Source organism: Citricoccus alkalitolerans, assembly GCF_039528175.1.
GTDB classification, from domain to species: Bacteria; Actinomycetota; Actinomycetes; order Actinomycetales; family Micrococcaceae; genus Citricoccus; species Citricoccus alkalitolerans.
Genome location: NZ_BAAALH010000002.1, coordinates 812364 through 830664 on the forward strand (window position 1 = coordinate 812364; position 18301 = coordinate 830664).

Genomic DNA, 18301 nt, shown 5'->3' on the forward strand with positions numbered 1-18301 from the left:
CTAGTACTAATTGCTGCCCGCAAAACGAAGGGACGGGGGTCGGAGAGTGCGTGGGACGTGGATCAGAGGATGCCCAGCCGGTTGGCGTCCGGGGAGACGCACGCCATGGGGTCCGCGGAGGCGGTCAGGGACGGGTGGCGATTCAGCAGCGGCACGGTCCACTTCTCGCCCGGATGCATGGTCTTGTCCCGCCCCTCCACGTTGAGGTGGATGGGGCGGGCAGAGCCGTCCAGCAACTCCAGGGTGATGCAGTACTGGGTGATGCGCACACTCAACGGCTGGCGGCGGAACCGGATGGTGAACTGCAGGCCCGGCAGTTCCACGGGCAGCAGGGGGTGCAGCCACAGGGTGTCCGCACGGGTCTCCACGCCGGCGTAGCAGCGGATGATCATGTCCACGGTGCCCGCCATGGCCCCCAGGTGGATGCCCTCGCGGGTGGTGCCGCCCTGGGTGTCGGACAGGTCCGCCTCGAGGGCCTCCTGGAAGAGCTCCCAGGAGCTGGAGCGGTCCGTGCGGGCCGCGACCCAACCGTGGACGAGCCGGGACAGGGTGGATCCGTGTGAGGTGCGGGCCAGGTAGTAGTCCACGGTGGCGGCGAAGTCCTCCGAGGTGAAGTGGTATCCCATCCGGTCGAGGATGCCCTGGAGCTCCTCGGAGGAGAACAGATAGGTAAGCATCAGCACGTCCGCCTGCTTGGAGAGCTTGTAGCGATTCGTGGTGTCGTTCTCGGCCTGCAGGATGAGGTCGAGCCTCCCGATGTTGCCGTACTTCGCCCGGTAGGCGTCCCAGTCGAACTCCAGCAGGTCCTCATAGCCGTCGAACTGGCTCATGATGCCGCCGGCCTGGAACGGCACCCGCAGCTTGAGGCTGATGTCCGTCCAACGGTCCAGCTCGTCCTCGAAGACGTCCAGCCATTCGGTCAGTGGGTCGTCCAGTCCATCCAGCCAGCGCACCAGCCGCACGGTCTCGGAGAGCACCCAGGACAGCAGCACGTTGGTGTAGGCGTTGTTCCGCACACCGGATCCAGGAGCGTCCGGGTAGCCGTCGTGGTACTCGTCCGGGCCCATCACGCCGTGCAGCTCGTACCGGCCGCGCTCGGGGTTGTCGTGAGTCATGGACACGAAGAACCGGCAGATCTCCACGAGCATCTCGGCACCGTAGTCCGAGACGAAGGTCTGGTCCTGCGTGGCCTCCACGTAACGCAGCACGGAGTACGCCACGGCCAGGGAGACGTGCCGCTGGTGGTGCGAGTTGTCCGGCATCCACTGCTGTGAGCGTTCGTTCCACAGTTCAGTGGGGGTCTCCTCGCGGCCGTCGGACCCGGACTGCCACGGGAACATGGCGCCCTGGTATCCCTCGGCTTGGGCGTTGGCGCGGGCTTCGCCGAGCCGACGGTAGCGGTACATCAGCAGGCCGCGGGTCAGTTCCGGGCGGCGCAGCGTCAGCATGGGATAGATGAAGATCTCGTCCCAGAAGATGTGCCCTCGGTAGCCCTCGCCGTGCAGTCCACGGGCGCCCAGACCGGCGTCCAGGTCACGGCGCGAGCCGAAGCTGGTCTGCAGCACATGGAAGGTGTGCAGGTTCAGGGCCAGCTGGTGGCGCTGGTTGGCCCCCTTCCGGACCAGGGCCTCGGTCGCGTCGAGCCGGGTGGCCGGAGGGAGCAGGTGGCCGTGCTGCTCCGGGGCCTGGTCCAGCTTCACGGCGAAGCGGGACCAGTTGATGCCCCACATCTCCTCGTGATAAGTCAGCAGCTGGCGGAACGAGCTGGTCCGCTCGATGCGCTTGGCCGCGTTGTGCCAGACCGAGGAGATGGCGTGATCGTGGGTATTGGCCACCGCCGCGATCTTGTCGAACATCACCGGGACGCCCTCGGCGAGCTCAATCTCGATATCGTGTCCGATCACCATGGGACCCAGCTCCACCGGGGTGCGGACCGGCTCGGGTGCATCGGCGGGGGACTGGAAGCGGGTCCGGGCGGCGGTGGCCACGTGCACCCGGGACTGGTTGGTCACCGTCTCCAGCAGGACGGTCTCCCCATCGATCTCCCGGGCCTGGACCGGATCCCAGTGGTCGGAGGCGAGCTCGCGGTCATCGGCCACATTCTGGTTGGACACGCGGCCATCGACCATGGACCTCACCGTGGCCGTGCCGCTCCAGTCCTCGGCCTCCACGGTCAGTTCCATGGCGGCCAGGTGGTGGCCGGCGAAGGACTGGAACTGGCGGGTGCTGACCCGGGTGGTGCGGCCACGCTCATCCCGGAACCGCATGGTGCGGCTCAGCAGGCCCCGGCGCAGGTCCAGCTCCTGGCGGTAGGAGACCATGTTCGGGTTGCCCGGCACCAGCTCCTCGCCGTTGTCCAGGGTGACCAGCACGAAGGTCCAGTCGGGGGCGTTGACCATGTGTTCGGTCTCGACCGTCCTGCCCTGGACCGTGGACGTCAGCCGGTTGAAGACGCCGGCCACGTACGTCCCGGTGTAGTGGGTGGGGCCGGCGGTGGTGCCGGGGACGGAGCCGCGCGTGCCCCAGTAGCCATTGGCCAGGGCACAGAGGGCTTCCCGGGTGCCCTCCTCCGCCGGGTTGAACTCGTCATAGGCCAGCACCCAGTTCGGGTCGAAGGGCCTGGTGGTGCGCTGCTCCAGGTGCAGCGTGGCGATGTCCTCCACCACCACGTCCGCGCCGGCGTTCTTGAGCCGGTCCGGGTCCCGCGCCCGGTCCACGCCGACGACCAGGCCGAAGCCGCCGTCGTGCGCTGCCTGCACTCCGGAGGCCGCGTCCTCGAGGACGATCGCATCCACCGGTTCCACGCCCAGCTGCTGGGCGGCCAGTCGGAACGTTGCCGGGTCAGGTTTGCCGGGCAGGCCTCGTTCCAGGGCGGAGTTGCCGTCCACCACCACGTCGAAGAGCTTGTCCACGTGGCCCGCTTCCAGCACGGCCGCGGAGTTGCGGGAGGAGGTGACGAGGGCGGTGGGCACGGAATCGTGGCGCAACTGCGTCAGCAGGGCGAGGGCCTCCGGGAAGACCGCCACGCCCTCGCGCGCCAGGACCACCTCGAAGAACCCCTGCTTGCGGGCCGCCAGGGCCTGCACGGTCAGTGCGCCGTCGGCGCCGACGTCGGCCCCCGGACCCGACCACTCCGTGAGCTCCGTGAGCGAGTCCGGGGCTTCCGGCACCCTCAGGCCGCGGGAGGCGAAGAAGGCCCGGACACCGTCCTCTCGGGGCCGGCCGTCCACGAACTGCAGATAGTCCGTGACCTGGTCGAAGGGGCGTAGCGCTCGCGGGTCCGCGGTCACCCTGGCCAGGTTGTGGGGCAGGGTCCCGACCGCCGCGATCGAGGCGTCGAAGAGCTCTTTCCACGCCCGGGCGTGCACGCCGGCCGTGTCCGTGACCACCCCGTCCATGTCGAAGATGACCGCCCGGAAGTGGCGGAGGGTGTGGCGGCGGGCGGAGCCCGTCAACTGGACGGGACGAGTCAGTGGATGCATGAAGCCTTCTTGTTCCTCGGGCGGTTGCCTCGGCATGTCGCGGTCAGTCCCCAGCATGGACCCGGCCACAGGTCTTGGGGTCAGCCTAACGAGGGGGACGCGCCGTGGATCAACCCGAGGCCACCCGGGCACGGCGATCGCAGGGGTGGGCGGTCAGCGCCGTTCGAGGAGCATCAGCACCTCGTAGTGCTCGGTCTGCGGGAACATGTCCAGCAGCCGCGCCCGCACCGGGCGGTATCCAGGCAGGTGCTCGAGGTCCCGCGCCAGTGTGGCCGCGTTGCAGCTCGAGTAGAGAACGTGCGGAATCCCGGAGGCCTGGATCCAGCCCGCCAGCTCGGATCCGATCCCGCGCCGAGGCGGATTGACCACGACGGCGTCCGGCAGCTCCGCGGGCATCTCACCGGCACCGGTGCCCACCGGCGGCACCTCCGTGGCCCGGTGGGGTACATGGTCCGGTGTCCGGCCCGTGGGGATCGCGGTGGCATCCCCGACGGCGAAACGGACGCGGTCCTGCACGCCGAGGTCCCGTGCCGTCACCTGGGCGGCGGCGACGGCGTCAGCGGACGTCTCGAGGCCCCACACCGTGCGCTCGGTGCCGGCCGGGAGCGGACCGGTCCGGCCATCGCCGTGCGAGCGGACCTCGGCGAGCTGGAAGCCGAAGCCGCCCACGCCGCAGTACAGGTCCCAGACGCTGGCGGCATCCGTGGTGTCCAGCCACTCGGAGGCGAGGGCGTAGAGCGTGGCCGCCAGGGCCGTATTGGTCTGGAAGAAGCCCTGCGGCCGCAGGTTCAGGGGGATGCCGTTGAGGAGCATCGGCAGCGTCGGCGCGCCGGCCAGGTGAATCTCCTCCGGGCCCTCGAGCAGGGCGCGGTGCTCCGGAAGCAGGTTCGCGGTGACGACCTCGGTGGCCGGCAGGGCCGCCAGCAGGGCGGGTACGGCCGCGCGGAGGGCCGGCAGCTGGTCCCGGGAGCGCAGCACGAACCGGATCATGAGCCGGCCCGAGGGGGAGAGGGTCAGGATGACGTGCTTGAGCTCACCGGTGCGCGAGCCGACGTCGTACGGGGTGAGCCCGGCAGCGGTGATGACCTCCGCCACCACGGGGAAGGCCGCCCCGAGCGGCGGCTCGTAGAGGCCGCAGTCGCGCAGGTCCACGCCGGTGCCGTCATGGTGCTTGGGGTGCTGGCGGGGATCGAGGATGCCCAGCCGGGGATGCTCCGCTGAGCCGGTGACGACCATCTTGGCCTTGTTGCGGAAGCCGGATTCACGCGAGGGGACGGGGTTCAGCCACAGCTCCGATCCATCCGGCTCCCGGGTGCCGGCCACCGGATCCAGGAGGCGGCGGACGCCGGCCTGTTTCCGGTTCAATTGCTCCGCGTACGGCACGCCCATCAGGGGGCAGGAACGGCACGTGCCGGCGTCGAAATGGGGGCATTGCATGGTGTCTCCAGGTTAGTGGCTGAAAAAAGTTCTGCCGATCCACCATCCGGACCCATCCGCCGGGCGGGTGGCTCCGAATACTCCATGACAGCCCGCCCGGAAGACCGGGGGGAGGCACCCGTGGGACAGCACGTTCCACACACTTCAAGGAGTAGTCATCATGAAGACCACGATGCGCAACACCATGCTGGGACTGTTCGCTGTGACGGCCCTCGGACTGACCGCCTGTGGCGGCGCCGCAGACGAGCCGGCCTCCTCCTCGGCGGCCGCCTCGTCCGAATCCTCCATGTCCTCCTCGCCCTCCATGGACGAGTCCATGGAGTCCGGCTCTGGATCTGCCAGCGCCTCGGAGTCCATGATGGACCCGGCCGCCAACCTCGTCGGCCCGGGCTGCGCCGCGTATGCCGAGGAGGTCCCTGACGGTGCCGGCTCGGTGGAGGGCATGGCCATGGACCCCGTGGCCGTGGCCGCCTCGAACAACCCCATGCTGACGACCCTCACCTCGGCGGTGTCCGGCGAGCTGAACCCGGACGTCAACCTGGTGGACACCCTGAACGGTGACGAGTTCACCGTGTTCGCCCCGGTGGACGACGCGTTCGCCGCCATCCCCGAGGCAGACCTGAACGCCGTGGTGGAGGATGCCGACATGCTCTCCACGGTGCTCACCTACCATGTGGTTCCCGGCCAGATCTCCCCGGACGAGATCGCCGGCACCCACACCACTGTGCAGGGCGATGACCTCGAGGTCGCCGGCAGCGGTGACGAGCTGACCGTCAACGACGCCAACGTCATCTGCGGTGGCGTCCAGACCGCCAACGCGACCGTCTACCTGGTCGATTCCGTGCTGATGCCGGCCATGGACTGATCCTCCACTGGCTCGACCACCGACGGCGCGGAGGTGGCCGGTCCAGTACCGAAAGCGGTACAGGGCCGGCCACTTCCTGCATCCGCCACCTTTGACCTTCGAAACTGTCAATATCCGCCACCGGGTGCATCCGCCGCCCGAGGCCGGCGCCGTCTGGCGCCACCGACGAGAGAAGAACGATGGCCATGACGAGGCACGCTGAACCAGGCTCCGCCCGCGGCTGGCCCTTCGCCGCCTCCGGCGCGCTTGCCGCCGCCCTTCTGCTGGGCATCGCCGAGATCGCCTCGGCGCTGTTCTCCCCGGTGTCCTCACCCCTGGTGGCTGTGGGGGCGGCCTTCATCGACATCACCCCCGCCTGGCTGAAGGACTTCGCGATCGACGTCTTCGGCACCGCGGACAAGTTGGTGCTGATGGTGTCCATGGGCGTGGTGGCCCTGGCCCTGGCCGCGGTTCTGGGTCTTATCGCCCGGCGCCGGCTGGCCCTCGCCTCGGTGCTCTGTGCGGCCATCGCCGTACTCCCGGGCGCCGCCGTCCTGAGCCGGCCGGCCACCGGGTTGCTTGACCTGCTGCCCACCGTTCTCGGTGGTGTGTGTGGCATTGCGGCGCTGAACTGGCTCGTGCGGCTGGCGCACCGACGCACCGTCCTGGCCGGCGCCGGACCCAGCCCGAGGATCGTTGAGGGGGGCGCGGCACCTGACGCCGGGCCGGAAGCGGCGCGGCGGACCTTCCTGATCGGCGCCGGCCTGACGGCGGTGGTGGCCGTGGCGGCCCTGGTCGGTGGCCGCGCCCTCTCCGCCGTCAGCACGGCCGCGGTGGCCACCCGTGACGCCTTACGCCTGCCCGGAGCGCGCCGTACGGCCGCCCAGCTGCCCCAAGGGGTGGGTTCACCGGCCCCCGGGATGCCACCGTTCGTCACCCCGAACGGCGACTTCTACCGCATCGACACGGCCTTGGCCGTGCCCCGGATCGACCCTTCCACCTGGGAGCTGCGGGTCCATGGCTTGGTCGAGGAGGAGTTCACCCTGAGCTTCACCGAATTGCTGGAGCTGGACCTCCAGGAGAGCTGGGTCACCCTGACGTGCGTGTCCAATCCCGTGGGCGGAGACCTGGCCGGCAACGCCAAGTGGCTGGGGTACCCGCTCCAGGACCTGTTGGCCCGGGCGCGGCCGCAGGAGGGTGCGGACATGGTGCTCTCCACCTCGGCCGATGGCTTCAGTGCCTCGACCCCCCTGGAGGTCCTGACCGACGGCCGGGACGCTTTGCTCGCGGTCGGCATGAACGGGGAGCCTCTCCCGCTGGAGCATGGTTTCCCGGTGCGGATGGTGGTGCCGGGACTCTACGGCTACGTCTCAGCCACCAAATGGGTGGTCGACCTGGAGGTCACCCGATTCGAGGACAAGACCGCCTACTGGACGGACCGCGGTTGGTCGGAACGAGGGCCCATCAAGCTGGCCTCGAGGATCGATGTCCCGCGGGGCTTCGAGGCGGTGCCCGCCGGCGGCATGGTCCTGGGCGGCACTGCCTGGTCCCAGACCATCGGCATCGACCGGGTCCAGGTGCAGGTGGATGACGGGGCCTGGCAGGACGCCACCTTGGCGGCCGAGGCCACCGTGGACACCTGGCGGCAGTGGTCCTTGGACTGGGAGGGCGAGCCCGGCAACCACAAGGCCCGGGTCCGCGCCGTGAACCGCGACGGCGAGGTGCAGACCTCGGACCGCGCGGACACCGTGCCGGACGGCGCGAGTGGCTGGCATGAGGTCCAGTTCAGCGTCGAGTAGCCGACCGCCCGGGGTGCAGTCCAGCGGGCGGCCCGGCCGTGAGCGCGGATGCCGGCTCAGTTCTGCGGCTCAGTACTCCGGTTCGGCGCGCAGATCCGGCCGGGCGAAACGCTCGGCCAGGCGGTCCAGGGCCTCTTCGGCAGCTGAGGCCAGCACCGAATCGGGGTCCATGAGCAGGCTCTGCAGGGCGGAGGCGGTCGACTCCCCGCCAACCTCACCGAGGGCCTGTGCCGCGGCGCTGCGCACCCGAGGATCCGGGTCGGACAGCAATGACTCGACGGTCCGGGCCGTGGGTATCAGGCCCTCCACTCCATGGGCCGCGACGACCCGGCAGCAGGTCCGGCGCACCGCCGCGCTCTCGTCCGCCAGGCCAGCCAGCACGGCATCGGCGGCCCGCGGGTGCCAGTGGTACACCAGCACGCGGGCGCCCAGCATCCGGGGCAGATGCGGGTCCAGGGCCAGCTCCGGGTCCAGGCTGCCGGCCTCGCCGCGGATCAGCGCGATGTCCGGATCCCCGGCATCCCCCGGACGAGCACGGCCGCTGAGCAATCGCACGGCCCAGTCGGCGAGCTGGCGGCCACCCACCTGCTCGACGGCGGCCGTCACCATCGCGGCCTCCTCGCCCTCGGCGGGGCCCGGAAGGTTCACATCCCAGTAGTGGTCGGCCATCAGTGCTGTTCCCCTCTCGACATCTCGGCTGTCTCGACTCGTGTTTGAATGCTGGGTTCCGTGCCCCCTGAGGCCCGTGCGCGGCCGGCGTCGTCCCTCTGTTCTTCCAGCAGGTGGTTGGGCAGCCGGTTCCCCGGTGCCCGGCCGCGGATCTCCAGCAAGGTGCGGGCGTGCTGCCACAGCCTCCGGTCCTCGTCATTGACCGGCATCCATGCGGGGACGGGCACGGACGTCCCGGAGCTGTCCCGGGCCACCATGACCGTGATGCAATTCGTGGTCTGGGCCAGCTCTCCGCCCTTCGGATCCCCGGAACGGACCTCGACGGCGATGTGCATGCCCTTGGTCCCCGTGTAGATCAGGCGGGCCTCCACCTCCACGAGATCCCCGATGTGCAGGGGGCGTAGGAAGCGGATGCCACCGGAGAACACCGCCACGGTGTCCCGGCCGCAGTAACGGGAGGAGCAGAGGTAGGCCGCGGAGTCGATCCACTCCATGACGATCCCGCCGTGGACCTTGCCACCCCAGTTCACGTCCGTGGGTTCGGCCAGGAAACGCAAAACCACCTTCTCGGCGGTGCCGGCCTCGGTGTACTGCTGCCCGCGGAGCTCGGCCGAGATCTCGTCCCGGACCGAGACGCGGGACATGGCGTAGTCGCGGGCCAGCTGCTGCTCCAGGGTGCGGGGGACGAACTCCGGCACGGGCGTGGAGTGGCCCTCCGCATCCACGGCCACGAAGATGACCAGGCAGCGGGCACGTTCGTCGAGGCGGCCCGTCCTGGGATCCCCGGAACGCACCATGGTGTTGATGTGCATGGAGGACCGGCCCGTGTAGAGGACCGTGGCCGTGATCTCCACCATCTCGCCGACCTCGACGGGGTATTCGAAGTGGACATTGCCCACGTAGGCGGTCACGCAATAGCTCTCGCTCCAGCCAGTGGCGGCGGCGAAGGCGGCCTTGTCCACCCACTCCAGCACCCGGCCGGCATCCACCGTCCCCGCCTTGCCGCGGTCGGTGGGGGCCGCGAGGAAGCGCAGCGTGATCTCGTGCCGGCGGTCCGCCGGTGGCGTCGGCGGTGAGGGGGCAGCCGGCGCTGGGTGAATCTCCATCCCACCATTGTGACCTGCGGCCCGGGGCTGGGCGTTGGCTGTGGACTTGCCGGAAGTTTCCACTGGGCGAGAATCCAGTGAACGTGGCGTCCGTCACGGGTGCTAGTTTCGGTGGTATGCCCACCCACAGTTCTGTCGCCCTGCAGTTCAGGGCCGAATCCTATGACCACCCTGATGGCTCCGTGGATGCTGGCACGGTCATGACCTGGATTGACAAGACTGCTTACGCCTCTGCCGCCTCCTGGTCCGGGACCAACGTGGTCTCCTCCTATGTGGGCAACATGCACTTCGGCAACCCGGTGCCGGTGGAGACCCGCGTGGTGGTGCAGTCCCGGGTGGTGCACACCGGCCGGACCTCGGTGCACGTGCAGACTCGCGTGGTGCTGCCGGAGATCAAGGGGGCCGACGGCAAGTCCACGGTGTGCACCGAATGCGTCATGGTCTACGTGGCGGTGGATGCGCAGGGCAACTCCATTCCCGTCCGCCCCTGGGAGCCGGACACCCCGGAGGAGCTGGAGCGGGAGCGCCTGGCCAAGCTGCGCGGCACGGTTCGCCGTGAGGTGGAGGAGGCCATGATCGAGGCCCCACCGCCCGCCGGTGAGCTGACCAGCGAATCCGTGATCATGAGGTTCCTGGCCCACACCCGTGAGGTGTACCCCGGCGAGAAGGTCCAGGGCGGCACCGTCATGCGGTGGATCGACGAGGCGGCCAACGTCTGCGCCTCCCGGTGGTCGGGGGTGCCCGTGGTCGCGGTCTTCGCCGGCGGCGTGCGCTTCTACCAGCCCGTGCGCGTGGGCGACCTCGTGGAACTGGAAGCCCGGCTCGTGCACACCGGCCCGCGGTCCATGCACCTGTCCGTCCGCGCCCGCGCCGGTGACCGGCGTGAACGCGAACCGATGCTGATCGCCCACGGGCTGACGGTGATGGTGTCCGCCGGAGCGGACGGCAAGGCACTGCCCGTCAAGCAGTGGACCGCCGTGAGCGAGCAGGACCAGGTCCTGGAGCGGCGCGCCCTCGAGCTCGTAGGCCTGCGGAACAAGGCCGCTCACGAATGGGCCGGTGGCTGACAGGGAGTCCTGCCCCTCGGTCGAGGGCCGTGCGGAGACGGCCGGCCCTTCACAGGTGAAGCGCCACTCGCGGGTGGCGATTCAGGCGACGGGGATCAGCTGTAGAACCCGTCCCGCAGATTGATCCCGTGTTCCACCCAGGCCTTCAGGGCCGCCAGCATTCCGGTCCAGCCCATGCAATTGCCGAATGCGTTGCGCGCGCCGTCCTGGGTGGGATGCCAGGCGGACTCCGTGATCGAGACCAGCGTGCGGGTGTCCCCGTCCAGCGGGGAGAACGTGAACGTCACCGTGGTCATCCCGGACTCATCCACGGCCGACTCGCCGTCCCACCGCAGGACGATCCGTTGCGGCGCGGAGGCCTCGACCACCTCAACCGGGAACGCCCCGGGGAAGTCGGCGAAGTCCCATGTCACCTCGGTGCCGGACTCCAGCCGGCCCTGAGCTCCGCCGGTGGTGAAGTACCGCGAGAGCCGGTCCGGGTCCGCCACTGCCTCATAGGTCTCCACCACTGGCCTGGCGATCCGCCCGGTCACGGTGAAGGACAGCTCGGTGAGATCGGTGGCGGAAGAGCCCGCTGACTCAGTCATGCGGTGAAGATACCGCCTCCGACCGGCGTGGCGATAGGGTCCACCCATGGACGTCTCCCCAGCCGAGTTCGAGGTGGAGGTGCCTGTCACCGCGCCGTACGACGCCCCAGGGATCTTCCGGTTCCTGGCGGTCCGCGCCGTCGCGGGTGTCGAGGCCGCCGACCTGACGCGGCCCGAGGATCTCCGGTACGCCCGCACCCTGACACTGCCGGGCGGACCGGCGTCGGTCCTGGTCGTCGCCACCCGCACGGAGAACCGGAGGTGGGTGCTGCGGGCGAGGCTGCACCTGAGCTCCGCCGCGGACCAGGTCCCGGCGCTCGACGCCATCCGGGCGCTGTTCGATGTGGATACGGATCCAATGGAGGTGGATGGCGCGCTGGCCGCCGACCCGGCCCTGGCTCTCTTCGTGCAGTGCATCCCGGGCATCAGGGTCCCGGGGGCGGTGGACCCCCACGAACTCGTCGTCCGAGCCCTGGTGGGTCAGCAGATCTCGGTCGCCGCCGCCCGCACCCATCTCGGGCGGCTGGCCGGGGCGCTCGGCACCCCCTACGCTGCTCCCGGCCACCGAATCAGCTTTCCGTCCAGTCTCCCTCCCGGCCTCCCGCCGATGCGCCTGTCCGGCGAATGCCCGGATGAAGGGTCGCTCTTGTCCCAACTGCACCGGCACTTCCCGACGGCTGCCCAGATCGCCTCCGGGGTGCCCGAGCCGGTCTCCGGTGAGAGACCTGACCCTGAGCGACCCCTGAGGCTGCCAGGCCAGGCCGTCCGGGCCGTCGTCGGCACCAGCCGTGCGCTGGCCGACGGTGAACTGACCGTGCACGCCGGGGTCGAGCCGGACGTGCTGCGCCGGGAGCTGCTGGCCCGGCCGCGCATCGGACCGTGGACCGCGGCCTACGTGGCAATGCGTGTACTGCGGGAACCGGATGCCTGGCTCGACGGCGATGTGGCGCTGCTGGCCGGAGCGCGGGCCGCGGGGCTGCTGGAGCCGGGCCTCACCGGGGCTGCGGCGCACCGGTCCCTTGCTGTCCGGGCCACTGACTGGTCACCCTGGCGGTCCTATGCCGCCATGCACCTCTGGCAGCCGGCGGGCCGTCGCGCCACCATGGGAGGGGACGGCCGACCACGAAGGAGCGCTCCATGACGGACCTGAACCGCGACGCGATCGACCAGGAGGCCATCGACCGGGACGCCATCGACGCGGGCACGACCGACCACGCCGCCTGGGACGGCCTCGTCTTGTGCGCCACCTGTGGGGTCGAGCAGGCGGGCGCCATCGACGAAGCCCTGCCGTCCGTATGCGCCATCTGCACGGACGACCGGCAGTGGGTTCCGGCTGACGGGCAGCGCTGGACCACGGTCGGTGAGCTCCGCACGTCGGGCGCGAGCACTGAGGTGGCCGAGCTGGAACCGAACCTGTGGACTGTGCGCGTGAGCGGCGGCGTCGGGATCGGCCAGCATGCCAAGATCGTGATCACCGAGGTCGGGAACCTCATGGTGGACGTTCCCGCGTACATCGACCGCGTCGCCGTGGATACCGTGAAGGGTCTGGGCGGGCTGGCGGGGATCATCGCCTCCCATCCGCACATGTACGGCGCCCAGTCCGCCTGGGCCGAGGCCTGTGGAGGGGCGAGCGGCCCGGCGCCCGTCTACATCTCCGAGCCCGACGCCGGCTGGCTGGCCCGGCGGCCGGCGAACACCATCGTGTGGTCCGGCTCCTTGACGCCGCTGCCCGGACTGTCCGGCTCACACGTGACCGCCTCCCAGCCCGGTGGCCACTTCCCCGGCAGCGTGGTGGTGCACTTCACCGGCCAGGACGGGGCGGGAGTGCTGCTGGCCGGGGACACCGTGGGCGTGGCCCGGGACCGGAAGTGGGCCACGTTCATGCGCTCGTTCCCGAACTACCTGCCGCTGTCCGGGGCCGTGGCCCAGCGGATCGCCGGCCACCTGGACCGGTATGACTACGAGCGGCTCTATGACAATTTCTCCGGGGTGATCTCCTCCGATGCCTCCGCGGTGGTGCACCGGTCCGCGGGGCGGCATGCCGACTGGGCGGAGGGCCGGATGGACCACCTGACGTGACCCCCTGATGAGGGCGGTTGACCCTGACGCCACGTGAGGCTGTTCAGTAGGAGCCATGAAGAACGAGAAGCAGTGGACGCGGCCTGGCGCCCATCCGGAGATCGCACTGATGACGGTCGGGGAGACCGCCTCCGCCACGGGCGTCACTGTGCGCACCCTGCACCACTATGACGAGATCGGGCTGGTCTCCCCGGCCGCCCGCTCCTCGGTGGGCTACCGGCTGTACGCCCCTGCCGACCTCGAGCGACTGCAGCAGGTGGTCGCCTACCGGCGGCTGGGACTGGGGCTGGAGGACATCGCCGCAGCGCTCGCAGAGGGGCCCACACCCGACGACGGCACGCACCCGGGTGCGCGGGGCACCCGGCCCGCCGGCCGGCGTCGGGCCCTGGAACGCCAGCGCGAGCTGGTCGAGGAGAAGATCACCGAACTCACGCGGCTGCTGGCCGCGTTGGACACTGCACTGGAGAAGGACATGAAGGACATCGACTTGAACGAAGACGAGATGCGCGAGCTCTTCGGGGACTCCTACACGGAGCACTTCGAGGAATATCAGGCCGAGGCCGAGGACCGTTGGGGTCAGACCGAGGCCTGGAAGGAGTCACAACGCCGGACGGCGGCGTACACGCAGGAGGACTGGGCCAGGATCAGCGCTGAGACCGAGGAGAACAACCAGCTGATCCTGGACGCGATGGACGCCGGTCTGCCGGCCGGCTCGGAGCAGGCCATGGCCGCGGCCGAGGCCATCCGCGAGCACATGGACCACTGGTTCTTCCCGATCGACGGGGAGTTCCATCGGAACCTCGGGGACATGTACGTGCAGGATCCTCGGTTCATGAAGACCTATGAGGACCTGCGGCCCGGGTTGGCGCAGTACCTCCGGGACGCCATCCACGCCAATGCGGACCGGACGGCGCGGTAGTCAGCCGCTCACCACCGGGACCTGCAAGAGAGTTCTCCAATTCTGCTCGGTGGTTTCACTGTCAGCAGAGAGACGCCCATCTCCAGCGATCTTCGGGCATGATATCGGTGGACCATTTTCGGCTCCGCGATCCCGCCGTCCACGCCCTGTCGGTCACAGCGGCATCCCCCTGCCCGGAAGCGGTCCCATCATCAACATCCCTCCTGCCTGATCGGCAGGTGGGCGGAACGATCCGGAAGCGAACCCCATGCTGTGGAAACTCGTCCGGCACTACGGCAAGCCGTACTGGCGCCATGTCGTGGCCGTCCTGGTGCTCCAGCTGGCCGCCACCCTGGCCACGCTGTACCTGCCCAGTCTCAACGCTGACATCATCGACAACGGTATCGCCACGGGCGATACCGAATACATCTGGCGTGTGGGCGCCGTCATGCTGGCGGTCGCCCTGGTCCAGGTCATCACCGCCATCGCAGCGGTCTGGTTCGGCGCACGCATGTCCATGTCGATCGGACGGGACATCCGCCAGGCCATCTACACCCGGGTGGACCACTTCTCCGCCGAGGAGATGGGCCGCTTCGGTGCCCCCACCCTGATCACCCGCGGCACGAATGACGTGCAGCAGGTGCAGATGGTCGTCCTGATGGCCCTGAACTTCATGGTCATGGTCCCCATCATGTCCATCGGCGGCATCGTGATGGCCATCCAGGAGGATCCGGGCCTGTCCTGGCTCGTGTGGGTCTCCGTCCCGGTGTTGCTGGTGATCGTGGGCCTGCTGGTTCGGCGGCTGATGCCGCTGTTCGAGCGGATGCAGACGAACATCGACGACGTCAACGGCGTGATGCGCGAGCAGATCATGGGCATCCGTGTGGTCCGGGCCTTCGTGCGGGAGCGCCACGAGACGGCGCGCTTCACGGGCGCCAACGCCACGCTGACCAAGACCTCCGTGAACATCGGTCGGCTGTTCATCCTGATGGGGCCGCTCATCACGATGGTGCTGCACCTGGCCACCGCCGCCGTGCTGTGGTTCGGTGGCCACCGCGTGGACGACGGACTCGTGGAGGTCGGCGCCCTGACCGCGTTCATGCAGTACCTGCTGCAGATCCTCATGGCCGTCATGATGGGCACGTTCATGTTCATGATGTTCCCGCGCGCGATCATCACCGCCCGCCGCATCGGCGAGGTGCTGACCACCACCGGTTCCGTCCAGGAGCCGGAGTACTCCATCGAGCCGCAACGCAAGGACGGCACGGTCGAGTTCCGCAACGTGTCCTTCGCTTACCCGGGAGCCGAGGCGCCCATCGTGGACGGCGTCTCCTTCACCGCCGAGGCCGGCCAGACCACTGCGATCATCGGGTCCACCGGCTCCGGCAAGACCACCCTGATCAACCTCGTCCCCCGGCTCTACGACTCCACCGGCGGCACCGTGCTGATTGACGGTGTGCCCGTGGCGGAGATGTCCAGGGCCTCCCTCACCGAGGCCGTGGGGTTCGTTCCCCAGAAGCCGTTCCTGTTCTCCGGTTCCGTGGCGGACAACCTCCGCTTCGGCAAACCGGAGGCCGCCGAGCCCGAGCTCTGGGCGGCCCTGGACACCGCCCAGGCCACCGAGTTCGTCCGGGACCGGACCACCGGCGAGGGCGAAAGCGCCGCATCCGGCCTGGATTCGGCCATCTCCCAGGGCGGCACCAATGTCTCCGGCGGCCAGCGTCAGCGCCTGTGCATCGCCCGGGCCCTGGTGGCGAAGCCCCGCATCTACCTGTTCGACGACTCCTTCTCCGCCCTGGATGTCACCACGGACGCGCGGCTGCGTTCAGCTCTGACCGGTTACACCGAGGGAGCCACCACGATCATGGTGGCCCAGCGCGTCTCCAGCATCACGGAGGCGGACCAGATCATCGTGCTGGAGGAGGGCCGGGTCGTCGGCCGAGGCACCCACCAGGAACTCCTCGACACCTCGGAGACCTACCGGGAGATCGTGGACTCCCAGATCAGCGCGGAGGAAGTGGCATGAGCACGGGCGAGAGCAGCAACGGCACCCAGTCCAGCCAGCGAACCGGCCGTCCGGAGGATCTCTTCCCGAAGGTCCAGCGTCCCGCGTACCGGTCCACCGCCTTCCGGTCCACCGCCTCAGGTGCCTCGAAGGACGAGGGTGCCGCAGCCGACGTCGTCTCCGAGGAGGAGATCGCCGAGCTGCAGGACAGCGTGGGGACCGGCGAGTGGGGTGAGGGTTCCGCTCCGCGCAAGGCCAAGTCCTTCTGGCCCTCCCTCGGGCGGCTCTTCGGCACCCTGAAGGACCACAAGTTCGGGGTGGTGATGGTGTTCGTCTTCGGCGCCATCTCGACCATCCTGACCGTCTGGGCTCCGGCCATCCTCGGCCAGGCCATGGACGTGATCTTCGACGGCTGGTTGGGCGACGGCATCGACTTCACCACGCTCTCGCGGATGTTGGCGATCGTGCTGGGCATGTACGTGGTGGCGTCCCTGTTCGACTGGCTCCAGGGCTTCGTCCTCAATGAGATCGTGATGCGCGTGGTCTACCGGATCCGCCAGCAGATCGAGGCCAAGGTCAATCGCCTGCCCCTGAGCTACTTCGACACGCGCCAGCGCGGGGACCTGCTGTCCCGGACCACCAATGACGTGGACAACGTGCAGACCGCCATGCAGCAGGCCTTCGCGTCCCTGTTCTACGCGGTCATGACCATCATCGGCATCACCATCATGATGTTCGTGCTGTCCTGGCAGCTGGCGCTCATCGCCCTGGTCGCCTTGCCGATCGCCGGGATCGTGGTGGGCCTCATCGGCTCGAAGTCGCAGAAGCTGTTCACCGCCCAGTGGAAGAACACCGGGCGGCTCAACGGGCACATCGAGGAGTCCTTTACCGGGCACGAGCTGGTGACCGTGTTCGGCCGCCAGGAGTCCATGCGCGAGCGCTTCGACGAGCGCAACGAGGACCTCTACGAGGCTTCCTTCCGGGCTCAGTTCTACTCCGGCATGATCATGCCGATCATGCAGTGGGTGACGTACCTGGGGTACGTGGGCATCGCGGTGGTCGGCGGACTGCGGGTGGCCACCGGGCAGATGTCCCTGGGTCAGGTCACTGCTTTCATTCAGTACTCCCGCGAGTTCAACGCCCCGCTGGGCGAGATGGCCGGTATGGCCAACATGCTCATCTCCGGCGTGGCCTCAGCCGAGCGGATCTTCGAGCTGCTGGACGCCGACGAGCAGGAGGAGGACCTCTCCGACCAGGCCGAGGACGGCACCCTGGACCCGGACGGCAAGCAGCCCGGGCAGCTCGCCCAGCCGGTGCACGGCCGGGTGGAGTTCGATCACGTGCAGTTCTCCTACACCCCGGAGAAGCCGCTCATCACGGACCTGTCCCTGGATGCCCACCCCGGGGAGACCGTCGCCATCGTCGGCCCCACCGGTGCGGGCAAGACCACCCTGGTCAACCTCATCATGCGGTTCTACGAGATCGACGGCGGTCAGATCCGGCTCGACGGCGTGGACATCGCCACCCTGGACCGAGGGGTGCTCCGCGGCCAGATCGGCATGGTGCTGCAGGATGCCGTGCTCTTCGGCGGGACCATCCGGGAGAACATCCGCTACGGTCGGCTCGACGCCACGGATGAGGAAGTGGTGGCCGCGGCGAAGGCCACCTTCGTGGACCGCTTCGTGCACACGCTGCCGGACGGCTATGACACGGTGATCGAGGCGGAGGGGGCCAACATCTCCGCAGGTGAGCGCCAGCTCATCACGATCGCCCGCGCCTTCCTCGCCGATCCCGCGCTGTTGATCCTGGACGAGGCCACCTCCTCCGTGGACACCCGCACCGAGGTGCTCGTCCAGGAGGCCATGGCGGCCCTGCGCTCGGACCGGACGTCCTTCGTGATCGCGCACCGGCTGTCCACCATCCGCGATGCGGACGTGATCCTGGTGATGGAGCACGGGGACATCGTGGAACAGGGCTCGCACGAGCAGCTGCTCGCCGCCGAGGGCGCCTACTACCGGCTGTACATGTCCCAGTTCACCCAGGGTGTGGACCTGGACGCGGAGGAGGCGGCGGTCTCCGTGGGTACCGGTGCCATCCCGCTGGTGGACGCCCAACCCGTGTCGGCCGGAGAATCTCCCGTTCCCGTGGCGACTGGACCGCTTCCCCTCCTCGCTGAGTCGGAGGACGGTGTCAACCCGCCGAAGGGCATCCAGACCTGAGGATGTCAGGTCCGTCATCGAGTCGATTCCTGAGCGAAGAGTGGGGCTAACCTTAAAATTTCCTGTGTGTTAGCGTCGCCCGCAAGCACAGAAGCTGTCACGCACTGAT

13 protein-coding genes are annotated in these 18301 nt (G+C 69.1%); 8 read left to right on the plus strand and 5 right to left on the minus strand.

The genetic code is table 11. The features are described 5' to 3' along the window. Positions 1 to 62: 62 nt before the first annotated feature. Both ABD134_RS09645 and ABD134_RS09650 read right to left on the minus strand, forming a co-directional pair. Positions 63 to 3482: an HAD-IA family hydrolase gene (locus ABD134_RS09645; RefSeq protein ID WP_344228973.1), complete on the minus strand. Its 3420-nt coding sequence runs from the start codon at positions 3480 to 3482 to the stop codon at positions 63 to 65. A gap of 153 nt (positions 3483 to 3635) precedes the next feature. Continuing rightward, complete coding sequence (locus ABD134_RS09650; protein WP_344228975.1) at positions 3636 to 4919, minus strand: methyltransferase domain-containing protein; 1284 nt, start codon at positions 4917 to 4919, stop codon at positions 3636 to 3638. Positions 4920 to 5079: 160 nt separating this feature from the next. Here ABD134_RS09650 and ABD134_RS09655 point away from each other — a divergent pair, with 160 nt between their 5' ends. Further along, positions 5080 to 5784, plus strand: coding sequence for a fasciclin domain-containing protein (locus ABD134_RS09655; RefSeq protein WP_344228977.1), 705 nt, complete (start codon positions 5080 to 5082; stop codon positions 5782 to 5784). A 179-nt stretch (positions 5785 to 5963) separates the two neighbouring features. Next, positions 5964 to 7562 carry a molybdopterin-dependent oxidoreductase gene (locus tag ABD134_RS09660; RefSeq protein WP_417282002.1) on the plus strand — a complete coding sequence of 533 codons (1599 nt, stop codon included), beginning with the start codon at positions 5964 to 5966 and terminating at the stop codon, positions 7560 to 7562. A 69-nt stretch (positions 7563 to 7631) separates the two neighbouring features. Here the strand turns inward: ABD134_RS09660 and ABD134_RS09665 are convergent, their stop codons facing one another. Next, positions 7632 to 8231, minus strand: a complete 600-nt coding sequence (locus ABD134_RS09665) for a HEAT repeat domain-containing protein (RefSeq protein ID WP_344228981.1) — start codon at positions 8229 to 8231, stop codon at positions 7632 to 7634. Then, positions 8231 to 9337 (minus strand): acyl-CoA thioesterase, encoded by a 1107-nt coding sequence (locus tag ABD134_RS09670; RefSeq protein ID WP_344228983.1) that lies wholly within the window; start codon positions 9335 to 9337, stop codon positions 8231 to 8233. Before ABD134_RS09670 ends, ABD134_RS09665 begins: the two co-directional genes overlap by 1 nt. 116 nt (positions 9338 to 9453) lie before the next feature. On the opposite strand from ABD134_RS09670, the gene ABD134_RS09675 reads away from it, so the two are divergent. Beyond that, positions 9454 to 10404 (plus strand): acyl-CoA thioesterase, encoded by a 951-nt coding sequence (locus tag ABD134_RS09675; protein ID WP_344228985.1) that lies wholly within the window; start codon positions 9454 to 9456, stop codon positions 10402 to 10404. A 95-nt stretch (positions 10405 to 10499) separates the two neighbouring features. On the opposite strand, the gene ABD134_RS09680 is transcribed toward ABD134_RS09675, so the two are convergent. After that, on the minus strand, positions 10500 to 10991 hold the full coding sequence (locus ABD134_RS09680) for an SRPBCC family protein (protein WP_344228987.1): 492 nt from the start codon (positions 10989 to 10991) through the stop codon (positions 10500 to 10502). A 46-nt stretch (positions 10992 to 11037) separates the two neighbouring features. Here ABD134_RS09680 and ABD134_RS09685 point away from each other — a divergent pair, with 46 nt between their 5' ends. The 5 genes from ABD134_RS09685 (at position 11038) to ABD134_RS09705 (ending at position 18192) form a co-directional block, all read left to right on the plus strand. Further along, on the plus strand, positions 11038 to 12132 hold the full coding sequence (locus tag ABD134_RS09685) for a DNA-3-methyladenine glycosylase family protein (RefSeq protein ID WP_344228989.1): 1095 nt from the start codon (positions 11038 to 11040) through the stop codon (positions 12130 to 12132). Next, positions 12129 to 13070, plus strand: a complete 942-nt coding sequence (locus ABD134_RS09690; protein WP_344228991.1) for an MBL fold metallo-hydrolase — start codon at positions 12129 to 12131, stop codon at positions 13068 to 13070. Before ABD134_RS09685 ends, ABD134_RS09690 begins: the two co-directional genes overlap by 4 nt. Positions 13071 to 13125: 55 nt before the next feature. After that, on the plus strand, positions 13126 to 13989 hold the full coding sequence (locus ABD134_RS09695; protein ID WP_344228993.1) for a MerR family transcriptional regulator: 864 nt from the start codon (positions 13126 to 13128) through the stop codon (positions 13987 to 13989). 247 nt (positions 13990 to 14236) lie between these two features. After that, complete coding sequence (locus ABD134_RS09700; RefSeq protein WP_344228994.1) at positions 14237 to 15994, plus strand: ABC transporter ATP-binding protein; 1758 nt, start codon at positions 14237 to 14239, stop codon at positions 15992 to 15994. Further along, positions 15991 to 18192, plus strand: coding sequence for an ABC transporter ATP-binding protein (locus ABD134_RS09705; protein ID WP_344228995.1), 2202 nt, complete (start codon positions 15991 to 15993; stop codon positions 18190 to 18192). The genes ABD134_RS09700 and ABD134_RS09705 overlap by 4 nt, the downstream gene beginning before the upstream one ends. Positions 18193 to 18301: the final 109 nt, after the last annotated feature.